Here is a 16,262-nt window from a genome sequence, read left to right as displayed (position 1 = left end):
ACTTTAGTGGATCGATCAACTGGACGACGACCGAACCCACTCTTCGCTCAGAGGTATTTCCGACCATGTCTGCATCCCGACCCGCCCTTCCTCTCGCCACCGCCGCCATCGCCTTGCTCGGCCCGCTTGCAGTGACCGCCCAGGTCCCTGAGGAGCAAGGGCCCCGGTACGATGACTTCCTTGCCCTTGGCGCCGTCAGCGTGCCCGACTACGAGGGGGCCGCCGACCAACAGCTCGTGCCGTTGCTCTTCGGCCAGATTCGATTCGCCGGCAATCGCCATCTCGCCGTGCAGGGCACGGGCTTGCGCCTGAACGTGCTGGACAGCCGCCAGTGGGCTGCCGGTCCCGCCTTGAACTTCGGCTTCGGTCGTGACGACGGCGTGGCCAACGAGGCGATCGCGCGCTTGCGGGAGGTGGATACCGCGATCGAGGCGGGGGCGTTTATCGACCGGACTTGGAGCCAAGTAGGCCACCCAACGGCCACCTTGAGCGTGGGTGTCGCCTTCGGGCAGGATCTCGCCAATGCCCACGAGGGGTGGCACAAGCGCAGCTAGGGGCGGGTTACGGACGTAACATCGGCGAACGCTTGCGCCTGAACACCAACGTAGGCCTTACCGTGGTTGACGATCAGTTCGCTGATACCTATTTCAGCGTCTCGCAGGATGATGCGTTCGCGAGCGGCCTGGCGCGGTTCGCCGCCGACGGCGGCATCAAGGACTACGGCGCGAACCTCACGGCGACCTACCGACTGAGTGAACGTTGGTCTGCAGTGGGCTTCGCTTCCTATCGCCGTCTCGTGGGCGATGCGGTGGAAAGCCCCATCGTCGACCGAGAAGGTGATCCGAATCAGGTGATCTTCGCCCTTGGGGTCGGGTACGCGTTCTAGCGTCCTACCGATCGACTGCGAAGGATGTGGCGGTGGCTGTAGGCCACTGCCAGTCGTTATGCGGATTGTGTTCGTGCCGCTGGAGAAGCACTGGACGACAGGCTTTCTGCCGACATCACGACCCGATCTCGGCCGGCAGCTTTCGCCGCGTAGAGCGCCCTATCGGCGGCGCCCATCAGTCCGTCCGGGTCGTTCACGGGGCTTGGTCGCGCCGCGGCGACTCCGATGCTGACGGTTACGTACTGCTGGGTCTGCGAGCAAGGGTGAGGGAGTTGCAAGGTGGCGACGGCGTGGCGCACGCGCTCGGCGTATGCCTTGGCATCGTCCGCAGAGGCGTCGCGTAGCAGGAAGAGAAACTCCTCTCCGCCGAGCCGGCACGCGAGCGCGTCGCTGCCGTGCGTGAGTCCTTCGAAGAGCTCGGCTAGGCGGCGTAGGCACTCATCCCCCGCCTGATGGCCGAGGGCATCGTTGTACTGCTTGAAGAAGTCGATGTCGCAGAGGAGCACGGCGGCCTGGTGGTTGCCACGGCTCGTCCACACCTCTTCGAAGGCCTCTGCCAGGGCTCGCCGGTTGGCGAGCCCGGTGAGGGGGTCACGATCCACGAGCTTCCCCAACTCGCCGACGAGACGGGAGTCTTCCAGCTGTGATCGCTCGGCGGCCACCAGCGCCGCGTGCACCCCGCGGCTGCTCTTCAGTAGCGTTGCGAAATAGGCATACCAGAGCATTAGGTAGCACCATTCATCGAAGCTGGACGGCCTGATGGCGAAGGGTATCGACAGCATGAATGGTAGCGCGAAGGAGAGAAATCCCAGGCGCGACCCCGCGAGCGAGGCGACGGCAGCCCCGACCAGGCCCGCCACGGAGAGGTTGGCGAAGTGGTTTCCAGCCAGTCCCAACTGCGTGGTGGTGGCGATCGTCAGGAAGCACCAGCCGATGGCGGCGACGAAGGTGCAGGTGGCGTAGAGCCGCTCCCAGGCTTGGGTGGAGAGGCGATGGCGAGCGCGGCGGCGGGCGAGGAAGAGCGAGTATCGAAAGCCCAGCCCCGCGCCGATCAGGGCTAGCCAGATGGCGAGCGTGGTGGCGGGTAAGCGTGACTCGTAATAGGCAAGGTCGATCGCTGCCAGCACCACTGAGCCGACGATCGCGGGCACGCTTTGCGAATACAGGACGGCGACCAGTCGCTCGTGAAGCTGGCCATCAATGGGGGCGGCATCTTTTGTGTAGTCGGGCATGGCTGGTCTTTCGCCGTAACCCGAGCAGTGTCTATGCGGTGGCGCCTTCGTTCCGGAACACTGGCACAGTTTTGGGTACGGGCGACCGTGCCCGAGCTGGGGTCGCGGGGCGATGCGAGACGGGGATCGCGTGCTGGAGAGAACGAGACCTCAGCCCGACCGAGCAGAAAGCAGGCGTGTTGCCGAGCCTTGCGGACGAGCGAAAACTCAGTTGTCCGCGTCGTCCGTATCCACCTGGCCGGTGATACGGCGCCGCACGTGAGACCAAGACAACCCCGTGGCAAGCAGCGCCGCCAGCGACAGCTCGGCGGTCCAGATCATCTGACCGCGCCCCGACGGCATCACGAAACCGCGATCGACCAACAGCCAGACGAAGGTGCCGAAGAAGCCGGCCGTGAGCAGCACGCCCAGGGGGCCCAAGGAACGCCAAGTGGCGCGGAAGAAGATCACCCAACCGATCAGCAGCACCACCAGAACGAACCAGTGCTCAGGGCCTGTCGTGCCGGCTGAGAGGTTCGCGCGCAGCCACTCGATGTAGTTGTAGGGCGTGGGGTTGTAGGTCGCGACCACGAGGCCGAAGGCGGCGACGAACCGGAGCAGAACGCCTTGCAGCGTGAATGAGTTTGCCATGGAGAGCTCTTCCGTTGAGTGGGCTGGCCGGGTCAGGCGGTCGCCGACGCTGGCGCGATGATGGCGGGCCCCGGCACGGGGGGTCAAGCACTCTCGGTGCCCACGCCCCGCGTGCGTTGCAGCAGGTGTGGCTTAGCCGGCTAGGCGGCCTCGCAGGCGAGTGAATTCCTCGGCAAAGCGCGTCGTGATCGTCTGCGGGTCGGGCACGAGGCCCGCGTCGGTGATCACGCCCAGGCGCACCTCGCCCGCATAGCTCATGATCGATACGCCCATCCCGAGGCGACCAGACTGCGGCACCCAGAAGGTCATGTCCTTCACTGCTCGCCCGGCGAAGTGCAAAGGCTCCGGTGGGCCCTTCACGTTGGTCATCACCAGCGTGGCTTTGCTGCCGAACAGGTTGACGATCTGCGTCTCCATCACGTCCGGTGCCATACCGAACACATTCAATAAGCTGAAGAAAACGTATGGTTCCGGCGATGCCTTGAGCTTGTCCATCCCGTGCTTGATGGCGTAGAGGCGCTGCAGCGGATTATCGATGCCGATGGGAAGCTCGAGGAACACGACGCCGAACTCGTTACCCAGCTTGGTGCTCGGCTGGCGCCGCAGGTCGACGGGCACCACTGCACGAATGCTCACTTGCGCCACATCGACGCCCCTTTCCTCGGCCAGGTAATGACCGAGGGCGCCCGCCATGGCGCTCAGGAGTACATCGTTGACCTTGGTGCCCGTCGCCGCGCCGATGTCCTTGACGGCTTGCAGCGCGACGGGAGCGGACATCGCGACGTGCTTGCGCTTGCCGAGTTGTCCCTTGAAGGGCGTGTCGTGATCCGGCGCCATCGCCAGGGCATTGCCTAGCACAGCGGCGCCCTGGCCCAGGGTTTGCCCGAGCTCGAAGGCTCTGGTGGGCCTTCGCAGGCTCTCGCGAAGTTCTCGCGAGAGAATGTTCGATACCTGGCCGCCCATCTTCAATGCCTGTCGGGCGGGCTCTAACAATCGGTGCCCTGGGAAGGCGGAGTGCTTGCGTTGCGCGAGGTCGGGCCGATCATTCGAGGGTGACGCGTCGGACGACGGATCCATCAGGTCGTACATCACCCGCACCATCGCCGAGCCGTCGGCGATGGCGTGATGAAAGCGCATCACCGCGAGGCTGTCGCCGCGGAAGTCCTCGATGAGATGCACCTCCCAGAGCGGACGATCGAAGTCGAGGCCGGTGCTTGCCAGCTCGCCGATGAGGCGCATCAGCTCGTCGTGGTCTTGGCGGTCATCGAGAGCGATCGCATGCACGTGAGCGTCTACGGCAAGGCTCGGATCGGTGCGCCAGTGGGGCCGTTGAAGTGGGGTGGGGCCGTGTACCACGCGTTGGCGGAAGCGCTCGTAGCGCAGCAGGCGTTCGCTGAAGGTGCGCTTGAAGGTGGGGAGGTCGATCTTGCCGGTGAAGGTGAGCACGCCCGTCACCATCATCAGGTTGCTCGGATCCTCCATGTGCAACCAGGCCGTGTCGATCGGTGTCAGCGTCTCACGCATCTTGCCTGTCCTAGCGAGAGGATGGAGGCGGATCAGCCGTAGCTTGGGCCAGAGGGGCGGTAGCCGGCCTCGCAGGTCGTGAGGGTGGTCGGGGACTGCTGACGTCCGGCTAGGCGCCAGGGCTGGCCCGCCTCGCCTAGCGGATGCCCGCCGCGCGGCGGGCCGCAAAGGGGGATCGGCAGTCGCCTACTGTACGCAGTCGCAGCCCGTGCCAGTGTCCGGATCCACCGGCAGCGTCGTGCCGTTGGTCACTGCGAAGGTCACCGCCTGGGTCTGCAGCTCGACCGTGACCAGAGGATTCGGCCCTTGAATCACCTCGCCCGTATCGAGGTCGGTGATGAGGCTGTTCGGGTCGAGGTAGGACACGTGGCCGCCGTCGGTCATCCGCACGATGCCGCGCACGCCTGCCGCATCCACAGCCGTCATCGACACATCCAGTAATCCAGCCACCTCAGCGAAGCGATCGGTGGAGTTATCCGGCACCGTGTTGTCGTTGAGGATCTCGATCACGTGCAGGGGATGGAGCTCGGCGGCGGCGATGGCGCCGTTCAGGGCATCGACCACGTCGAGGCCGTGCTGCCAGTCGCGCACGTAGTAGTCGAAGCTCACGGTGCCTTCGATGATGCCGGAGGCGGCGAGGCCCGCCACCAGGCCGCGGCCGAAGAAGCTGTCATCGTCGGTCAGGAACAGGGTGAAGTTACCGCCGGGGCTGCTCAGCGTGGAGGTGGTGATCTCGTCGTTGACGGCAAGCAGAGTGGCGCTCTCGATCGCCCCGAGGGAGACGGACGTGTGATGAATCCTCGAGGTGTCCAGATCGGGCTGCTCGTCCCCATCCAGGTCGATCGTCGGCAGCGTGCGGATCAGGGTGGTGAAGTCGGCGGTGGTCTGTCGCACGTAGTCGCGGGCCGTGAGCGGATCCGTCAAGCTGATCGTGAACACCTGCCCACCCGTGTCCGTGATGCCGTCGGGGCCGGGGACGAAGGTGGTGTTGCTGAACAGGTCGAGGAAGAAGTGGCGCTCATTATCGCCGAACGGGTTGAGCGGGTTCCCGGGACCCTGGAACAGGGGGTTGGCCGGATCGATGATGCCCTGCAAGGGCAGATCGATGCCGATCACGAAGTAGCCGGCTGCGGCGAAGGAGTCGGACAGCGCCAGCATGGATGAGCGATCGCTGTTCACACCCGATAGATACACCAGCACGGGCCAGCCCGTGTCCGGCTTGGTCTGACCACTGAAGGCATTAGGCGCGGTGGCGAGCACGGGAATGGTCAAGGTGGTGCGGGGCACCGGCACGGGGTTGAAGCGATTGAGGTCCGTGCCGCCGGCCCCTTGCCAGGTGGAGCCGTAAGGGTCCGCCGGATCGAGGTAGTAGGGCACCTCCAGCGTGCCCACGAAGATGTCAGCCACGCCGGGTACGCCAGGGATCACATCGGCGGTGGTAAAGCCGGAAGGTGCGAGCACTGCCGTGCTGGGACCCTGCGTCTCGTCGATCACTTCCAGCGTGTTGCGCAGGGACATGGTCGACATGCTGAAGGCCACGGCGATCGCCTCGCCGGGGATGCCGAGCAGCGCGGACTGGTCCAGCAGCGGCCCGATGGCGGCGGCGCGCAGGCCTTCAAGGATCGCGTTCTCCACCGCCTCACCGGCGAAGTGAGCGTCGCGGATGGTGGCGAACTCCACATCTGCTGAGAGTGCGGAGCCGTTGACGTCCGTAATGCTCGAGAGCAGGTAGATGGCGTAGGTGGTGTCCGGCAGGAACGGCTTCAGGGGCACGATCTCGAGGATGTTGCTCGGTTGGCCTGAGGCGTCCACGGACGGCGACACGCGCACGGTGTAGTCGGCGATCGCATCGGTGATGCCCGGCACCAGCGGGATGGCTGCAGAGCCACCGGGGAAGTCGGCGTTGGCGAAGGTGATGAACAGATTCGGGTTAGGAATGCTCGGCAAGCCCGTGTTGGGATCCGGCAGGAACGGCACGATGCTGGTGAGGTCCGTCTGCGTCGTCATCGGGATGCTGAGGTTGGCGGTGAGCGGATAGCCGTCGAGGCGGTTGACCTGCGGGATCAGCGCGCCCTGCGTGGTCAGCGGGGAGAGCGGCAGGTTTAAGGTGCCGTCCTCGCTGCCGGCGAAGTAGATGTCGTTTGGGTACGGGGCCTGCAGGCGGTCAGCGTCGGTGAGCGCCTCCGTCGCCACGTATTTGGCAGCGAAGACTGGCCGTGTGACCTGCACCGGCTCGATGCCGATGTCCCCGTCCGTCTCACAACCCCCGAGCGCGGCGACGGCTGCTAGGCCCAAGACTGCACGGCAACGACTTCCCATACGAACGTTCCTTAACCACTGGTTGGATTGAGGGCAGCTGTCCACCCTCGGGATAGAATACCGCGGAGCGTACGCTGCTTGTTCAAAGCATGGCAAGGCGATCGCCGAGCCGGGACGGCGCGCGCGACCCCAAGTCACCTAATGTTGCATCGCCGGAAGAGCGATCGATGCTTTTAGCGTGTTCTGGGCGTTCTCACGCTATGGGTCAAGTGCTAGCATTCGCATGGGTTTTAGTCGTTCGGTCGATAGCTGGGGAAGCGTCGTCAGGATGTTGGGAGATGGATGCTGTGTCCACGACCGCGTTCGCGATGGCGTCCGGGCTGCGCCCGCCACCGTCCTTCGGGGATTCCATATGCTCATGAACCAGCGCCTGCGCCATCCGCTTTCGGCGTGCCTTCTTTCCACGCCGCTACTGCTAGCTCTGCCCGCGACCGCCGGGGAGTTTCGCATCGGGGAGATCGAGGGCACGTTCACCTCGAATATCTCCATCGGCTCGAGCTGGCGGACGGAGGGGGTCGATCCCGCGCTGGTCTTCTCCGGCAACTTCGAGGGCGGCCGCGCGTCCACCTCAGTGACGGACGATGGCAACCTCAACTTCGAGAGCGGTGAGCAGACGTCTTTCATCGTGAAGGGCCTGCACCAGCTGGAACTGCGCACCGACAACATCGGCGTGTTCACCCGCTTCAAGTACTGGTATGACATCGAGCTGACCGAGGGCGATAGGCCCTTCGGCAACTCCCTTAACGGCTACACGCCGAACCAGCCCTTGGAGGACGGAGGCTTCAACGACTTTGCGCGGACTCGGGGCGCGCAGCTGCTCGATGCCTACGTCTACGGCGACTTCAATCTGGGCTCGATGCCCGGCAGCCTGCGCATTGGTGAGCAGGTGGTGAGTTGGGGTGAGAGCACCTTCATCCAGAACGGCATCAACATCATCAACCCGGTGGACGTGACGGCCTTCCGCCGGCCCGGTGTAGAGATTAAGGAAGGTTTGCTGCCCGTCGGCATGGTGTACACCTCCTTAGGTCTATCCGAGACCCTCAACGTCGAGGCGTTCTACCAGTGGGAGTGGCAGAAGAGCCCGATCGATGGTTGTGGCACCTTCTTCTCCACCGTGGACGTGGCGGCCGACGGTTGTAACTTCGTGACCGTGCAGCCGGTGGATGTGTCCGACCAGGCGGCCCTGGCGAACGGCTTGTTCATCACCCGTACGGACGACCGCGAACCAGACAACCAGGGCCAGTTCGGTATCTCCCTGAAGTACTTCGCCGAGGAACTGAACTTCACCGAGTTCGGCCTGTACTTCGTGAACTACCACAGCCGCCTACCGCTGCTCGGCGGCACCACGTCGAGCAACGTGCTGCTCGGCGGCGAGGCCGGCACGGGCGGCTTCTTCATCCCCGGCGATCCGTTTGGCGGCAACCCGCAGTACTTCGCCGAGTTCCCGGATGACATCAAGCTCTACGGCTTTAGCTTCAACACCAACCTCGGCGGCTTCGCCCTGTCCGGTGAGGCGAGCTACCGACAGGATCTGCCGGCGCAGATCAACACGACCGAGTTGCTCCAAGCCGGTGTCGCCGGCGCCCCCTGGAGCACCCTGACGCCGACCGTCCTCACGACCGCGCCAGGCCAGGACTTTGCTGGCTTCGAGCGCTTCGACATGCTTCAGCTGCAGGCCACCGTTGTGAAGTTTTTTGAACGCGTCATGGGCGCGGATCGCCTCAGCGTGGTGGCTGAAGTGGGCTTTGCGTCCGTGCAGGACGTGCCGGATCAGTCCGAACTGCGCTTCGGCCGCTCGGCGACCTTCGGCATTGGCGACTTTGGCGATCTGGAACTCGCGCCGGGCGTCTCGGTCAATTGTGAAGGCAATGAGGCGCTCGGGTTGATCCCGAACCCATCGCCGGAAAACTGCACCCGCGATGGTTTCCTCACCGATACCTCTTGGGGCTATCGCCTGCGTTTGGAGTGGCAGTACCTGAATGCCTTCCGGGGCATCAACCTGCGCCCGAGCATCGCCTGGTCTCACGACGTGGACGGCTACTATCCAGAGCCTGCGCCTATCTTCGTCGAGGGTCGCCAGGTGCTGGGGCTGCGCCTCGCCGGTGACTACAACAACCGTTACTTCGGCGACATTGCCTACACCCGCTTCTCGGGCGGAGACTACAACGTCTCGCGCGACCGAGATTTCTTCTCGCTCAGCTTCGGCGTGAGCTTCTGAGCTAACTACGCCGATCACTTCGAGGGGGTTCCCTAACAATGCTGAACGTTAAACTCACCACCACCGCGGCCGCTGCCGTGCTGAGCGTGCTCGCGCAACCGCTGGCCGCCGCCGTCTCGGCTGACGAAGCTGCCCGCCTTGGCAGCGACCAGCTCACGCCAATCGGCGCGGAACGCGCCGGCAACGCCGATGGTTCGATCCCCGCCTGGGAGCCTCTCGCGAGCCCTCCGGCGGGCTTTGTTGCGGGCAAACCTCTGGTCGATCCCTACGCCGATGAGGAGCCGCTGTTCACCATCACTGCGGCCAACCACGAGCAGTACAAGGATAAGCTCTCGGCGGGCCAGATCGGTATGCTAAAGCGCTATCCGGACACCTATCGCTTGCCCGTATACCCGAGCCATCGCATCGCCGAGTACCCGCCTGAGGTCTACGAGAAGATCAAGGCAAACGCCACCGTGGTGGAGACCGTGGAGGGCGGCAACGGCATCACCAATAACGAGTCCGATTGCCCCTTCCCAATACCGGCCAACGGCACCGAGGTGATCTGGAATCACATCCTGCGCTTCCGCGGCGGCAGCGTGAAGCGCACCTACACGCAGATACCGGTGCAGAAGAATGCCAGCTTCAGCCCGATCGTCTTCGAGGACCAGGTCAGCTGGGCCAATCAGCTCGATGGCGACATCGACGCCAACCGCCTGTTCTTCTACAAGCAGCGCATCGACGCGCCGGCGCGCCTCGAGGGCAACGTGCTGCTGGTGCATGAGAACCTCAACCAGGTGGCTGAACCCCGCGCCGCATGGCTCTACAACGCCGGTCAACGCCGGGTTCGTCGCGCACCGGATGTGGCCTACGATGGTCCAGGTACCGCCGCCGATGGGCTGCGTACCTCCGATGATCTCGATCTGTTCAACGGTGCCCTCGATCGCTACGACTGGGAGCTGATCGGCAAGCGCGAGATGTACATCGGCGGCAACAATTACAAGCTGCTCAATAAGGACGTGCGCTACAAGGACATGCTCGGCAAGGGCCACATCAACCCCGATTACCTGCGCTACGAGCTACGCCGCGTCTGGGTGGTCGATGCCAAGCTCAAGGACGGCAAGCGCCACGTGTACTCCCGCCGTACCTTCTACATCGACGAGGACACCTGGCAGATCGTCGCCGTCGATCAGTACGATGGGCGCGGCCAGCTGTGGCGAGTGAAGGAAGCCCACAGCATGACCCACTATCACGTGAAGGTGCCCTGGTACGCGGTCGAGGTGCAGTACGACCTGGTGAACGGTCGCTACCTGCCGATCGGCCTTGAGAACGAGCTCTCCGGTTACACCTACGAGTGGAACTACAAGACCAACGCTTCAGAGTACACGCCGTCGGCCCTGCGCCGCGCTGGGCGTGGCTAAGCACTCCGCTCGGTAAGGGAGCGAGTTTTGTACTGCATGTCTCTAGAAGCGGGCGCTCAACGCCCGCTTCGCCTTTCACCCTCTGCGGCCTTGCTGGCCGCCCTGGTCGCCATCATGCCTGCGAAGGCGCAGGAGGCGGTCGACTTCACCCACCTACCCGCGCTTGAGAATCCAGCGGTAACTGAGGCATTGATGCTAGCGGTGACGCGGGCCGGCAAGCGCTTGGTGGCAGTCGGCGAGCGGGGCTTGATCGCGTACTCGGACGACGGTGGCGGGTCCTGGCAGCAGGCCGCGGTGCCCCTCTCGGTCAATCTCGCGAGCGTCGCGTTTATCGACGCCCAGCGTGGCGCCGCTGGGGGGCACGAGGGCATGGTGCTCACCACTGTCGATGGCGGTGTCACCTGGGCCCAGAGCTTCGACGGGGTGAGCGCTACCGATCAGGAGATCGCCTTCGCCGAAGAGAAGATCGCCAGCGCTCAGGCGACGCTCGAGGCCCTCGAGGAGGGTGCGGACGACATGGACGCAACGCTCGCCGTGGAAGATGCTCAGTGGGCGCTCGAAGACCTGCAGACTGCGCTGCAGGAGGGGCCATCCAATCCGTTCCTAACCCTGTGGTTCGACGGCGATGGCAAGGGCGTAGCGGCGGGCGCTTACGGCACGTTGTTCGCCACGGGCAACGGTGGCGAGGCGTGGACGCTCGCCGCTCGCACCATCGAAAACCCAGACAAGTACCATTACTACGGTATCGATCAGGCGCGGGACGGCACCTTGTACCTGGTCGGCGAGGCCGGCTTGCTCTATCGCTCCGACGATGGCGGCGCCAACTGGATCACCCTGGACAGCCCTTACGAGGGGTCTTACTTCAGCGTCCTCACCGGTGTTGACGGCGATGAAGCCTACGTTCTCGCCTTTGGTCTGCGCGGCAATATCTATCGCTCTACGGATCGCGGCGAGCAATGGCAGCGCATCGACGCAGACAATCAGGCATCGCTCACCGCCGGCACGCACCTGGCAGACGGCCGTCTGGTCCTGGTCGGCAACTCGGGCGCCATCCTCACCAGCGGTGATCACGGGCGCACCTTCAGCGTGCGCTATCGACAAGATCGCCTGTCCTTGAGCGGCGTGGCAGCGGCGGACGCGTCGCACGTGGTGGTGGTCGGCGCAGCCGGCATTCACCGAGTGGAAATTCCCTAAGGAAGGAAGGCTGTTGGCTACGCAAGACGACCAGGCCACTGAATTGCCTGAGCAGCCCACGGGCGCCCTCGTGAGCTTCTTCGAGAGGCTCTTCTTCGGCAACCGCCCCCTGTGGCTGATCGCCTTCGTCATCGCCACCCTGACACTTGGCTATCAAGCCTCTCAGCTGCGTGCGGATGCCAGTTTCCTGAAGATGATCCCCACGGGGCATCCCTTCATCGAAAACTACATCGAGAACCGCGCCGCCCTCGCGGCCCTTGGCAACACGATTCGCATCGTCGTCGCCGCGCAGGAGGGCGACATCTTCAGTGCCGAGTATCAGGAGGCGCTGAAGCAGATCACCGACGAGGTGTTCTTGAATGTGGAGGGTGTCGATAAGGGAGGCCTCGAGTCCCTGTGGACGCCGAACGTGCGCTGGAGCGAGGTCACGGAGGAAGGCTTCGTCGGCGGCACGGTGGTGCCCGATTCCTACGACGGCTCACCGGAGAGCCTGGAGGAGCTGCGCGCGAACGTGCTGCGCTCAGGTACCGTCGGCCGGCTCGTCGCCAACGACTTCAAGTCCTCGATCATCCTGGCGCCAATCGTCGATGAGAACCCGACCACGGGCGAGCGCCTCGACTATCGCCAACTCTCGCGGGAGCTGGAGACTCGGGTTCGCGACGTGTACCAAACCGACAGCATCCGTATCCACATGGTGGGCTTCGCCAAGGTGGTCGGCGATCTCATCGAGGGCTCGAGTCAGGTGGCGACCTTCTTCGGCATCGCCTTCTTGATCACCATGGTGCTGCTCTACGCCTACTCGCGCTGCCACTACGCCACGGGTATCACACTGCTCTGTTCCACGGTCGCGGTGGTCTGGCAACTGGGCCTGCTGCGTGCGCTTGGGTTCGGCCTGGATCCGTACTCGATGCTTGTGCCGTTTCTGGTGTTTGCGATCGGCATCAGTCACGGCGTGCAGATGGTCAATACCATCGCGATCCAATCCACCTTTGGCGCGCCCTGCGAGAAGGCCTGTCGCGAGACGTTCCGCCGTCTGTGCACGCCCGGCATCATCGCGCTGGTGAGCGACGGCATCGGTTTCTTCACCCTGCGGGTGATTGACATTCCCGTGATCAAAGAGCTCGCGGTGACGGCTAGCCTCGGTATCGCCGTGCTGATCCTGACCAACCTCGTGCTTCTGCCCCTGCTGATGTCCTTCTCCGGTGTCTCCAAGGGCTGCATCGACTTCTACGCTTCGCGCAGCGGCAAGCCACAGCCCTTGTGGCGCTTCGTCTCCAATTTCTCCCATCCGACCACGGCGCGGATTACCGTAGGCGTCGCGGCCCTGCTGTTCGTGGTGGGCCTGGTCGGCGGCCGCGGGCTGCAGATCGGCGACCTCGATCCCGGCGCGCCAGAGCTGCGCCCGGACTCGCGCTACAACCAGGACAACGCTTATCTCACGGCGCACTACTCCACCAGCACGGATGTGTTCGTGGTGATGGTGCAGACTGAGAGTCAGCAGTGCGGCAGCTACGAGGCCGTGACCGCCATGGACCGCCTGCAGTCCGAGCTGGCGACGGTGGCGGGCGTACAGTCTGCGCTCTCGCTGGTGAACGTGGCCAAGTTGGTCAACGCAGGCATGAACGAGGGCAATCTCAAGTGGGCCGTGCTCAGCCGCAATCGGCTGGTCCTGAACAACAGCACCAGCCGCGCGCCCAGCACGCTCATGAATACGGACTGCAGCATGGCGCCCGTGCTCGTGTTCCTCGATGATCACAAGGCCGCTACGCTGGAGCGGGTGGTGGCCGCCACCTCGGACTTTGCCGAACGCTACGACAGCGAGTCCGTGCGGTTTGAGCTTGCGGCGGGCAATGCCGGGGTGGAGGCGGCCACCAACATGGTGATCGCGCGCGCCCAGTACGAGATGCTCGCCTGGGTGTACGCAGTGGTGGCGGTGCTGTGCCTGATCACCTTCCGCTCCGTCCGCGTCGTCCTTTGCATCATCCTCCCACTGGCGCTAACGTCCGTTTTGGCTCAGGCGCTGATGGCGTGGCTTGGTATCGGCGTGAAGGTGGCAACGCTGCCGGTGATTGCCCTCGGCGTCGGCATCGGCGTGGACTACGGGATCTACATCTACAGTCGCTTGGAACGCTACCTCGAGCGGGGTATCCGCCTGCGCGAGGCCTACTACAAGACCCTGAAGACGACGGGGACGGCGGTGGCCTTTACGGGCTTTACGCTCGCCGTGGGCGTGGGCACCTGGATCTTCTCGCCGATCAAGTTCCAAGCGGATATGGGCGTGATGCTCACCTTCATGTTCCTGTGGAACATGCTCGGCGCGCTGGTGTTGTTGCCGGCGCTGGCACGTATGCTGATCAAGCTCGATAAGTACTACGACAGGGGTGAGCGAGACAGCAGCGCGCCGGCAGATGCTCTACCGTCGGGATCGATCGCATAGGAGAGGTTTACGGCCCATGATCATCTCGACGGGGTTGGTCGTGCTGGCGGCGGCCGCGGCTTCGGCTGCGTCGGCCGCGATGCCAGCGCCTACGCTCGTCGAGCCGGTGTGGATTGCCGAGGGCCAATTCTGTGAACCCGAGACCGTGCTGCCAATGCCTGACGGTCACCTGCTGGTCTCCAACGTTTGCGACTACCGCACCGATGGCACGGGTTACCTGACGGAGCTATCGGCTTTAGGCGAGGTGTTGACACCCAAGCGCATCGAGGGCCTTGATGCACCGCTCGGAATGGCCCGGCGTGGCCAGCGACTGTACGTCGTCGATCGCAACTCCGTGCGAGTGTACGTTGGGGTCGATCTGTCAGCCGAACGTGTAATCCCCTTGCCCTCGCGCGTGGCCAACGACATCGCCGTGGGCGCGGATGGCTCGCTATTCGTCACCGACACGGCTGCCGGTCACGTCTACCTGGTGCGCCCTTCAGAGGAGGTCTCGACGCTGACGCCGCAACCTGTCTTCCCTGGCGCAAACGGCATCGCCATTGATGGCGATGTGCTGTGGGTAGGGGGCGAACGCTTGTGGCGTATCGAGTTGGCGTCTTTGGAGATCTCGGTGGTGGGTCCGAGTTGGCTCGAGGACATCGACGGCATCGAGGTAGTCGATGGGCAGGTGTTGCAGGTAACTCCTGTCGGTGGCCCGTTGGTGCAGTTGGTCAACGGGGCGGTCTCATCCGTCACCGCTGTCGAGGGTGTTGGCAGTGCAAATCACGGCTATCAGCCGAGTACGGGACTCGTGTTGATCCCGACGGGATACGACAACCAGGTCGTCGCCTTCCGCAGCCCTGATCTCGCAAAGCATCCGGTAAAAGGCTCTCGGTAAGCTCATGCGGAACTTGAGTACCTGCGGAGGGTCTTCACCAATGCATACGACCCGTGTGCAATGAGACAAGAAAGCGAGGTACAACACGAATGCATGCCAAACTGCTCACGGTACTCATCTTCTTCGGCCTTGTACCCGTTAGCGCTGCGACTGTTGACCACGCCGCGGAACACAAGGCCGCGATCGAGGCTGCAGTATTCGATTACTTTCACGGCCAGGGCGAAGCCAGCGCGGAACGCTTGAATCGCGCGTTCGCCGCAGAGTTCGCCACCATGGTTGGAGTCACGCGCGACGCTCAAGGTAACGAGAGTATCCGCGCATGGAAAGACATGACCGAGGTGCTCGCCAACTGGTCGGCAAACGAGAACCCGCCGGGCACTGAACGTGACGGCGAGATCCTATCCATGGACATTGTCGACGATCGCATCGCCGTGGTGCTGTTCCGCTCGGCGGATCGCTTCTACGATGCGCTGACGCTCGTCCACATCGAGGATGAGTGGAGGATTGTCCAGAAGGCATTCGTGCTGCAGTAACGCTCTGTCGGGCGAGCGGTGGCTCGGTCAACATGCTTGTAACAGCTGAATCCACACTCGGTATTGGGTTGCCATCGACCTCACCGATCTTGCATGCGTCGCTGTCCACGGCTTTGAAATCCCTCTAGTCAAGCACACGATCGGCACATGTAACGCCGACCTCGCACGATTGCTCACGACTGGAGACTGAGATGGATATCAGCTGTGACCTAAGACGACGACTCCGCGCTCAGCGTCTGCAGAGCGCAAAACGGTTTCGAACCCTTCGCGGCGCCGACGACGACGCTGTGCAAACCGCCGCAAAGGACACTGCTGATCAGTACGAGGCGCTACTTGCCGCCCTCCGAGGAGAACTCGAGGCTGACCAGGGTAGTGTCATCGCCCAACACGATCGAGAGGTATTTGCGAACAAGCGGCACGGAACGCCAGCTATTCATAAGGGCCTTCCGCGCAGCGCCAAGACCGCCGCAGTGCTATTGCTGGGCGACCCTCGAGGAGACCGAGGCCCTCATCAGCGTGCACACAGACAACGATGGTGACGTCGTCGAGAATGCTGCCAACATCAGCGTAGACGCCAATACGGCGCGGCCGCGACTGGAGGTCAACGGGCCTGGTCCCGGCGCTCAGAACGTCGCCAAGATGTCGATCTCCTTCGCCTTTGGCTTCGATCCTGGCCTCGAGGGTGAGTACTGCATCGTCCCCGTCTGCCAGCTGAGCGGTTACCGGCTCGCGTGGACGTGGGGGAACTGCGAGGTGTCGGCGGACGAGTTGGCTGTCGAGCTGTGCGTGGAGAAGCGTATTGAGGTGAAGCAGCCGTTTGACGACATTGGCGTGGCCTTGGCCCTCTCTCTGCCGGCGGTCAGGCGCTGCACGAGGCGACCGAGACTATCGTCGACCACGTCGAATCGGGCGGCTCTGCCGCCCAGGCGGGATTCAGCTTCAGTGACTTTCCCGCGTTCCGGGGCAGTTTGCGTGGCAACGATCCCGCCACGGTTCGTCTGACAGCGACCCT

General features: G+C 63.8%; 13 protein-coding genes. 9 read left to right on the top strand and 4 right to left on the bottom strand.

The genetic code is table 11. The features are described from left to right. Positions 1-65 precede the first annotated feature (65 nt). Positions 66-554 (top strand): MipA/OmpV family protein, encoded by a 489-nt coding sequence (locus AAGA68_09940; GenBank protein ID MEM9385369.1) that lies wholly within the window; start codon positions 66-68, stop codon positions 552-554. After that, the gene (locus tag AAGA68_09935; protein ID MEM9385368.1) at positions 536-886 is read left to right on the top strand and encodes a MipA/OmpV family protein; all 351 of its coding nucleotides are present in this window, start codon (positions 536-538) and stop codon (positions 884-886) included. Before AAGA68_09940 ends, AAGA68_09935 begins: the two co-directional genes overlap by 19 nt. 56 nt (positions 887-942) lie before the next feature. On the opposite strand, the gene AAGA68_09930 is transcribed toward AAGA68_09935, so the two are convergent. The 4 genes from AAGA68_09930 to AAGA68_09915 form a co-directional block, all read right to left on the bottom strand. Further along, positions 943-2,118 (bottom strand): diguanylate cyclase, encoded by a 1,176-nt coding sequence (locus AAGA68_09930; GenBank protein MEM9385367.1) that lies wholly within the window; start codon positions 2,116-2,118, stop codon positions 943-945. A 207-nt stretch (positions 2,119-2,325) separates the two neighbouring features. Further along, complete coding sequence (locus tag AAGA68_09925) at positions 2,326-2,748, bottom strand: DUF6524 family protein (GenBank protein ID MEM9385366.1); 423 nt, start codon at positions 2,746-2,748, stop codon at positions 2,326-2,328. 132 nt (positions 2,749-2,880) lie between these two features. Then, positions 2,881-4,272, bottom strand: coding sequence for a wax ester/triacylglycerol synthase family O-acyltransferase (locus AAGA68_09920; GenBank protein MEM9385365.1), 1,392 nt, complete (start codon positions 4,270-4,272; stop codon positions 2,881-2,883). Positions 4,273-4,458: 186 nt separating this feature from the next. Continuing rightward, a complete protein-coding gene (locus AAGA68_09915) occupies positions 4,459-6,591 on the bottom strand; it encodes a hypothetical protein (protein ID MEM9385364.1) in 2,133 nt (710 codons plus the stop codon). A gap of 358 nt (positions 6,592-6,949) precedes the next feature. On the opposite strand from AAGA68_09915, the gene AAGA68_09910 reads away from it, so the two are divergent. From AAGA68_09910 to AAGA68_09880, 7 genes are all read left to right on the top strand, one after another. Then, positions 6,950-8,809, top strand: coding sequence for a DUF1302 domain-containing protein (locus AAGA68_09910; protein ID MEM9385363.1), 1,860 nt, complete (start codon positions 6,950-6,952; stop codon positions 8,807-8,809). 38 nt (positions 8,810-8,847) lie between these two features. Continuing rightward, positions 8,848-10,209 (top strand): DUF1329 domain-containing protein, encoded by a 1,362-nt coding sequence (locus AAGA68_09905; protein MEM9385362.1) that lies wholly within the window; start codon positions 8,848-8,850, stop codon positions 10,207-10,209. Between the two features lie 36 nt (positions 10,210-10,245). Continuing rightward, positions 10,246-11,403 (top strand): YCF48-related protein, encoded by a 1,158-nt coding sequence (locus tag AAGA68_09900; protein ID MEM9385361.1) that lies wholly within the window; start codon positions 10,246-10,248, stop codon positions 11,401-11,403. Positions 11,404-11,473: 70 nt separating this feature from the next. Beyond that, positions 11,474-13,840: an MMPL family transporter gene (locus AAGA68_09895; protein MEM9385360.1), complete on the top strand. Its 2,367-nt coding sequence runs from the start codon at positions 11,474-11,476 to the stop codon at positions 13,838-13,840. Positions 13,841-13,856: 16 nt separating this feature from the next. Continuing rightward, on the top strand, positions 13,857-14,717 hold the full coding sequence (locus tag AAGA68_09890; GenBank protein MEM9385359.1) for a hypothetical protein: 861 nt from the start codon (positions 13,857-13,859) through the stop codon (positions 14,715-14,717). Between the two features lie 89 nt (positions 14,718-14,806). Next, a complete protein-coding gene (locus AAGA68_09885; protein ID MEM9385358.1) occupies positions 14,807-15,250 on the top strand; it encodes a nuclear transport factor 2 family protein in 444 nt (147 codons plus the stop codon). Positions 15,251-15,766: 516 nt separating this feature from the next. Then, positions 15,767-16,252, top strand: a complete 486-nt coding sequence (locus tag AAGA68_09880; protein MEM9385357.1) for a hypothetical protein — start codon at positions 15,767-15,769, stop codon at positions 16,250-16,252. The last annotated feature ends 10 nt before the right edge of the window (positions 16,253-16,262 follow it).

It is taken from the genome of Pseudomonadota bacterium, assembly GCA_039193195.1.
Classification (GTDB): Bacteria; Pseudomonadota; Gammaproteobacteria; order Steroidobacterales; family JBCBZW01; genus JBCBZW01.
Note: the sequence above shows the minus strand (reverse complement) of the source record. Positions and strands in the feature narration are given on the sequence as shown.

What these genes read in the sequence shown, in the direction of transcription:
- AAGA68_09940 (MEM9385369.1), top strand. Translation starts at nt 66, where the DNA reads ATGTCTGCATCCCGACCCGCCCTTCCTCTCGCCACCGCCGCCATCGCC.
- AAGA68_09930 (MEM9385367.1), bottom strand. Translation starts at nt 2,118, where the DNA reads ATGCCCGACTACACAAAAGATGCCGCCCCCATTGATGGCCAGCTTCAC.
- AAGA68_09925 (MEM9385366.1), bottom strand. Translation starts at nt 2,748, where the DNA reads ATGGCAAACTCATTCACGCTGCAAGGCGTTCTGCTCCGGTTCGTCGCC.
- AAGA68_09920 (MEM9385365.1), bottom strand. Translation starts at nt 4,272, where the DNA reads ATGCGTGAGACGCTGACACCGATCGACACGGCCTGGTTGCACATGGAG.
- AAGA68_09915 (MEM9385364.1), bottom strand. Translation starts at nt 6,591, where the DNA reads ATGGGAAGTCGTTGCCGTGCAGTCTTGGGCCTAGCAGCCGTCGCCGCG.
- AAGA68_09910 (MEM9385363.1), top strand. Translation starts at nt 6,950, where the DNA reads ATGAACCAGCGCCTGCGCCATCCGCTTTCGGCGTGCCTTCTTTCCACG.
- AAGA68_09905 (MEM9385362.1), top strand. Translation starts at nt 8,848, where the DNA reads ATGCTGAACGTTAAACTCACCACCACCGCGGCCGCTGCCGTGCTGAGC.
- AAGA68_09900 (MEM9385361.1), top strand. Translation starts at nt 10,246, where the DNA reads ATGTCTCTAGAAGCGGGCGCTCAACGCCCGCTTCGCCTTTCACCCTCT.
- AAGA68_09890 (MEM9385359.1), top strand. Translation starts at nt 13,857, where the DNA reads ATGATCATCTCGACGGGGTTGGTCGTGCTGGCGGCGGCCGCGGCTTCG.
- AAGA68_09885 (MEM9385358.1), top strand. Translation starts at nt 14,807, where the DNA reads ATGCATGCCAAACTGCTCACGGTACTCATCTTCTTCGGCCTTGTACCC.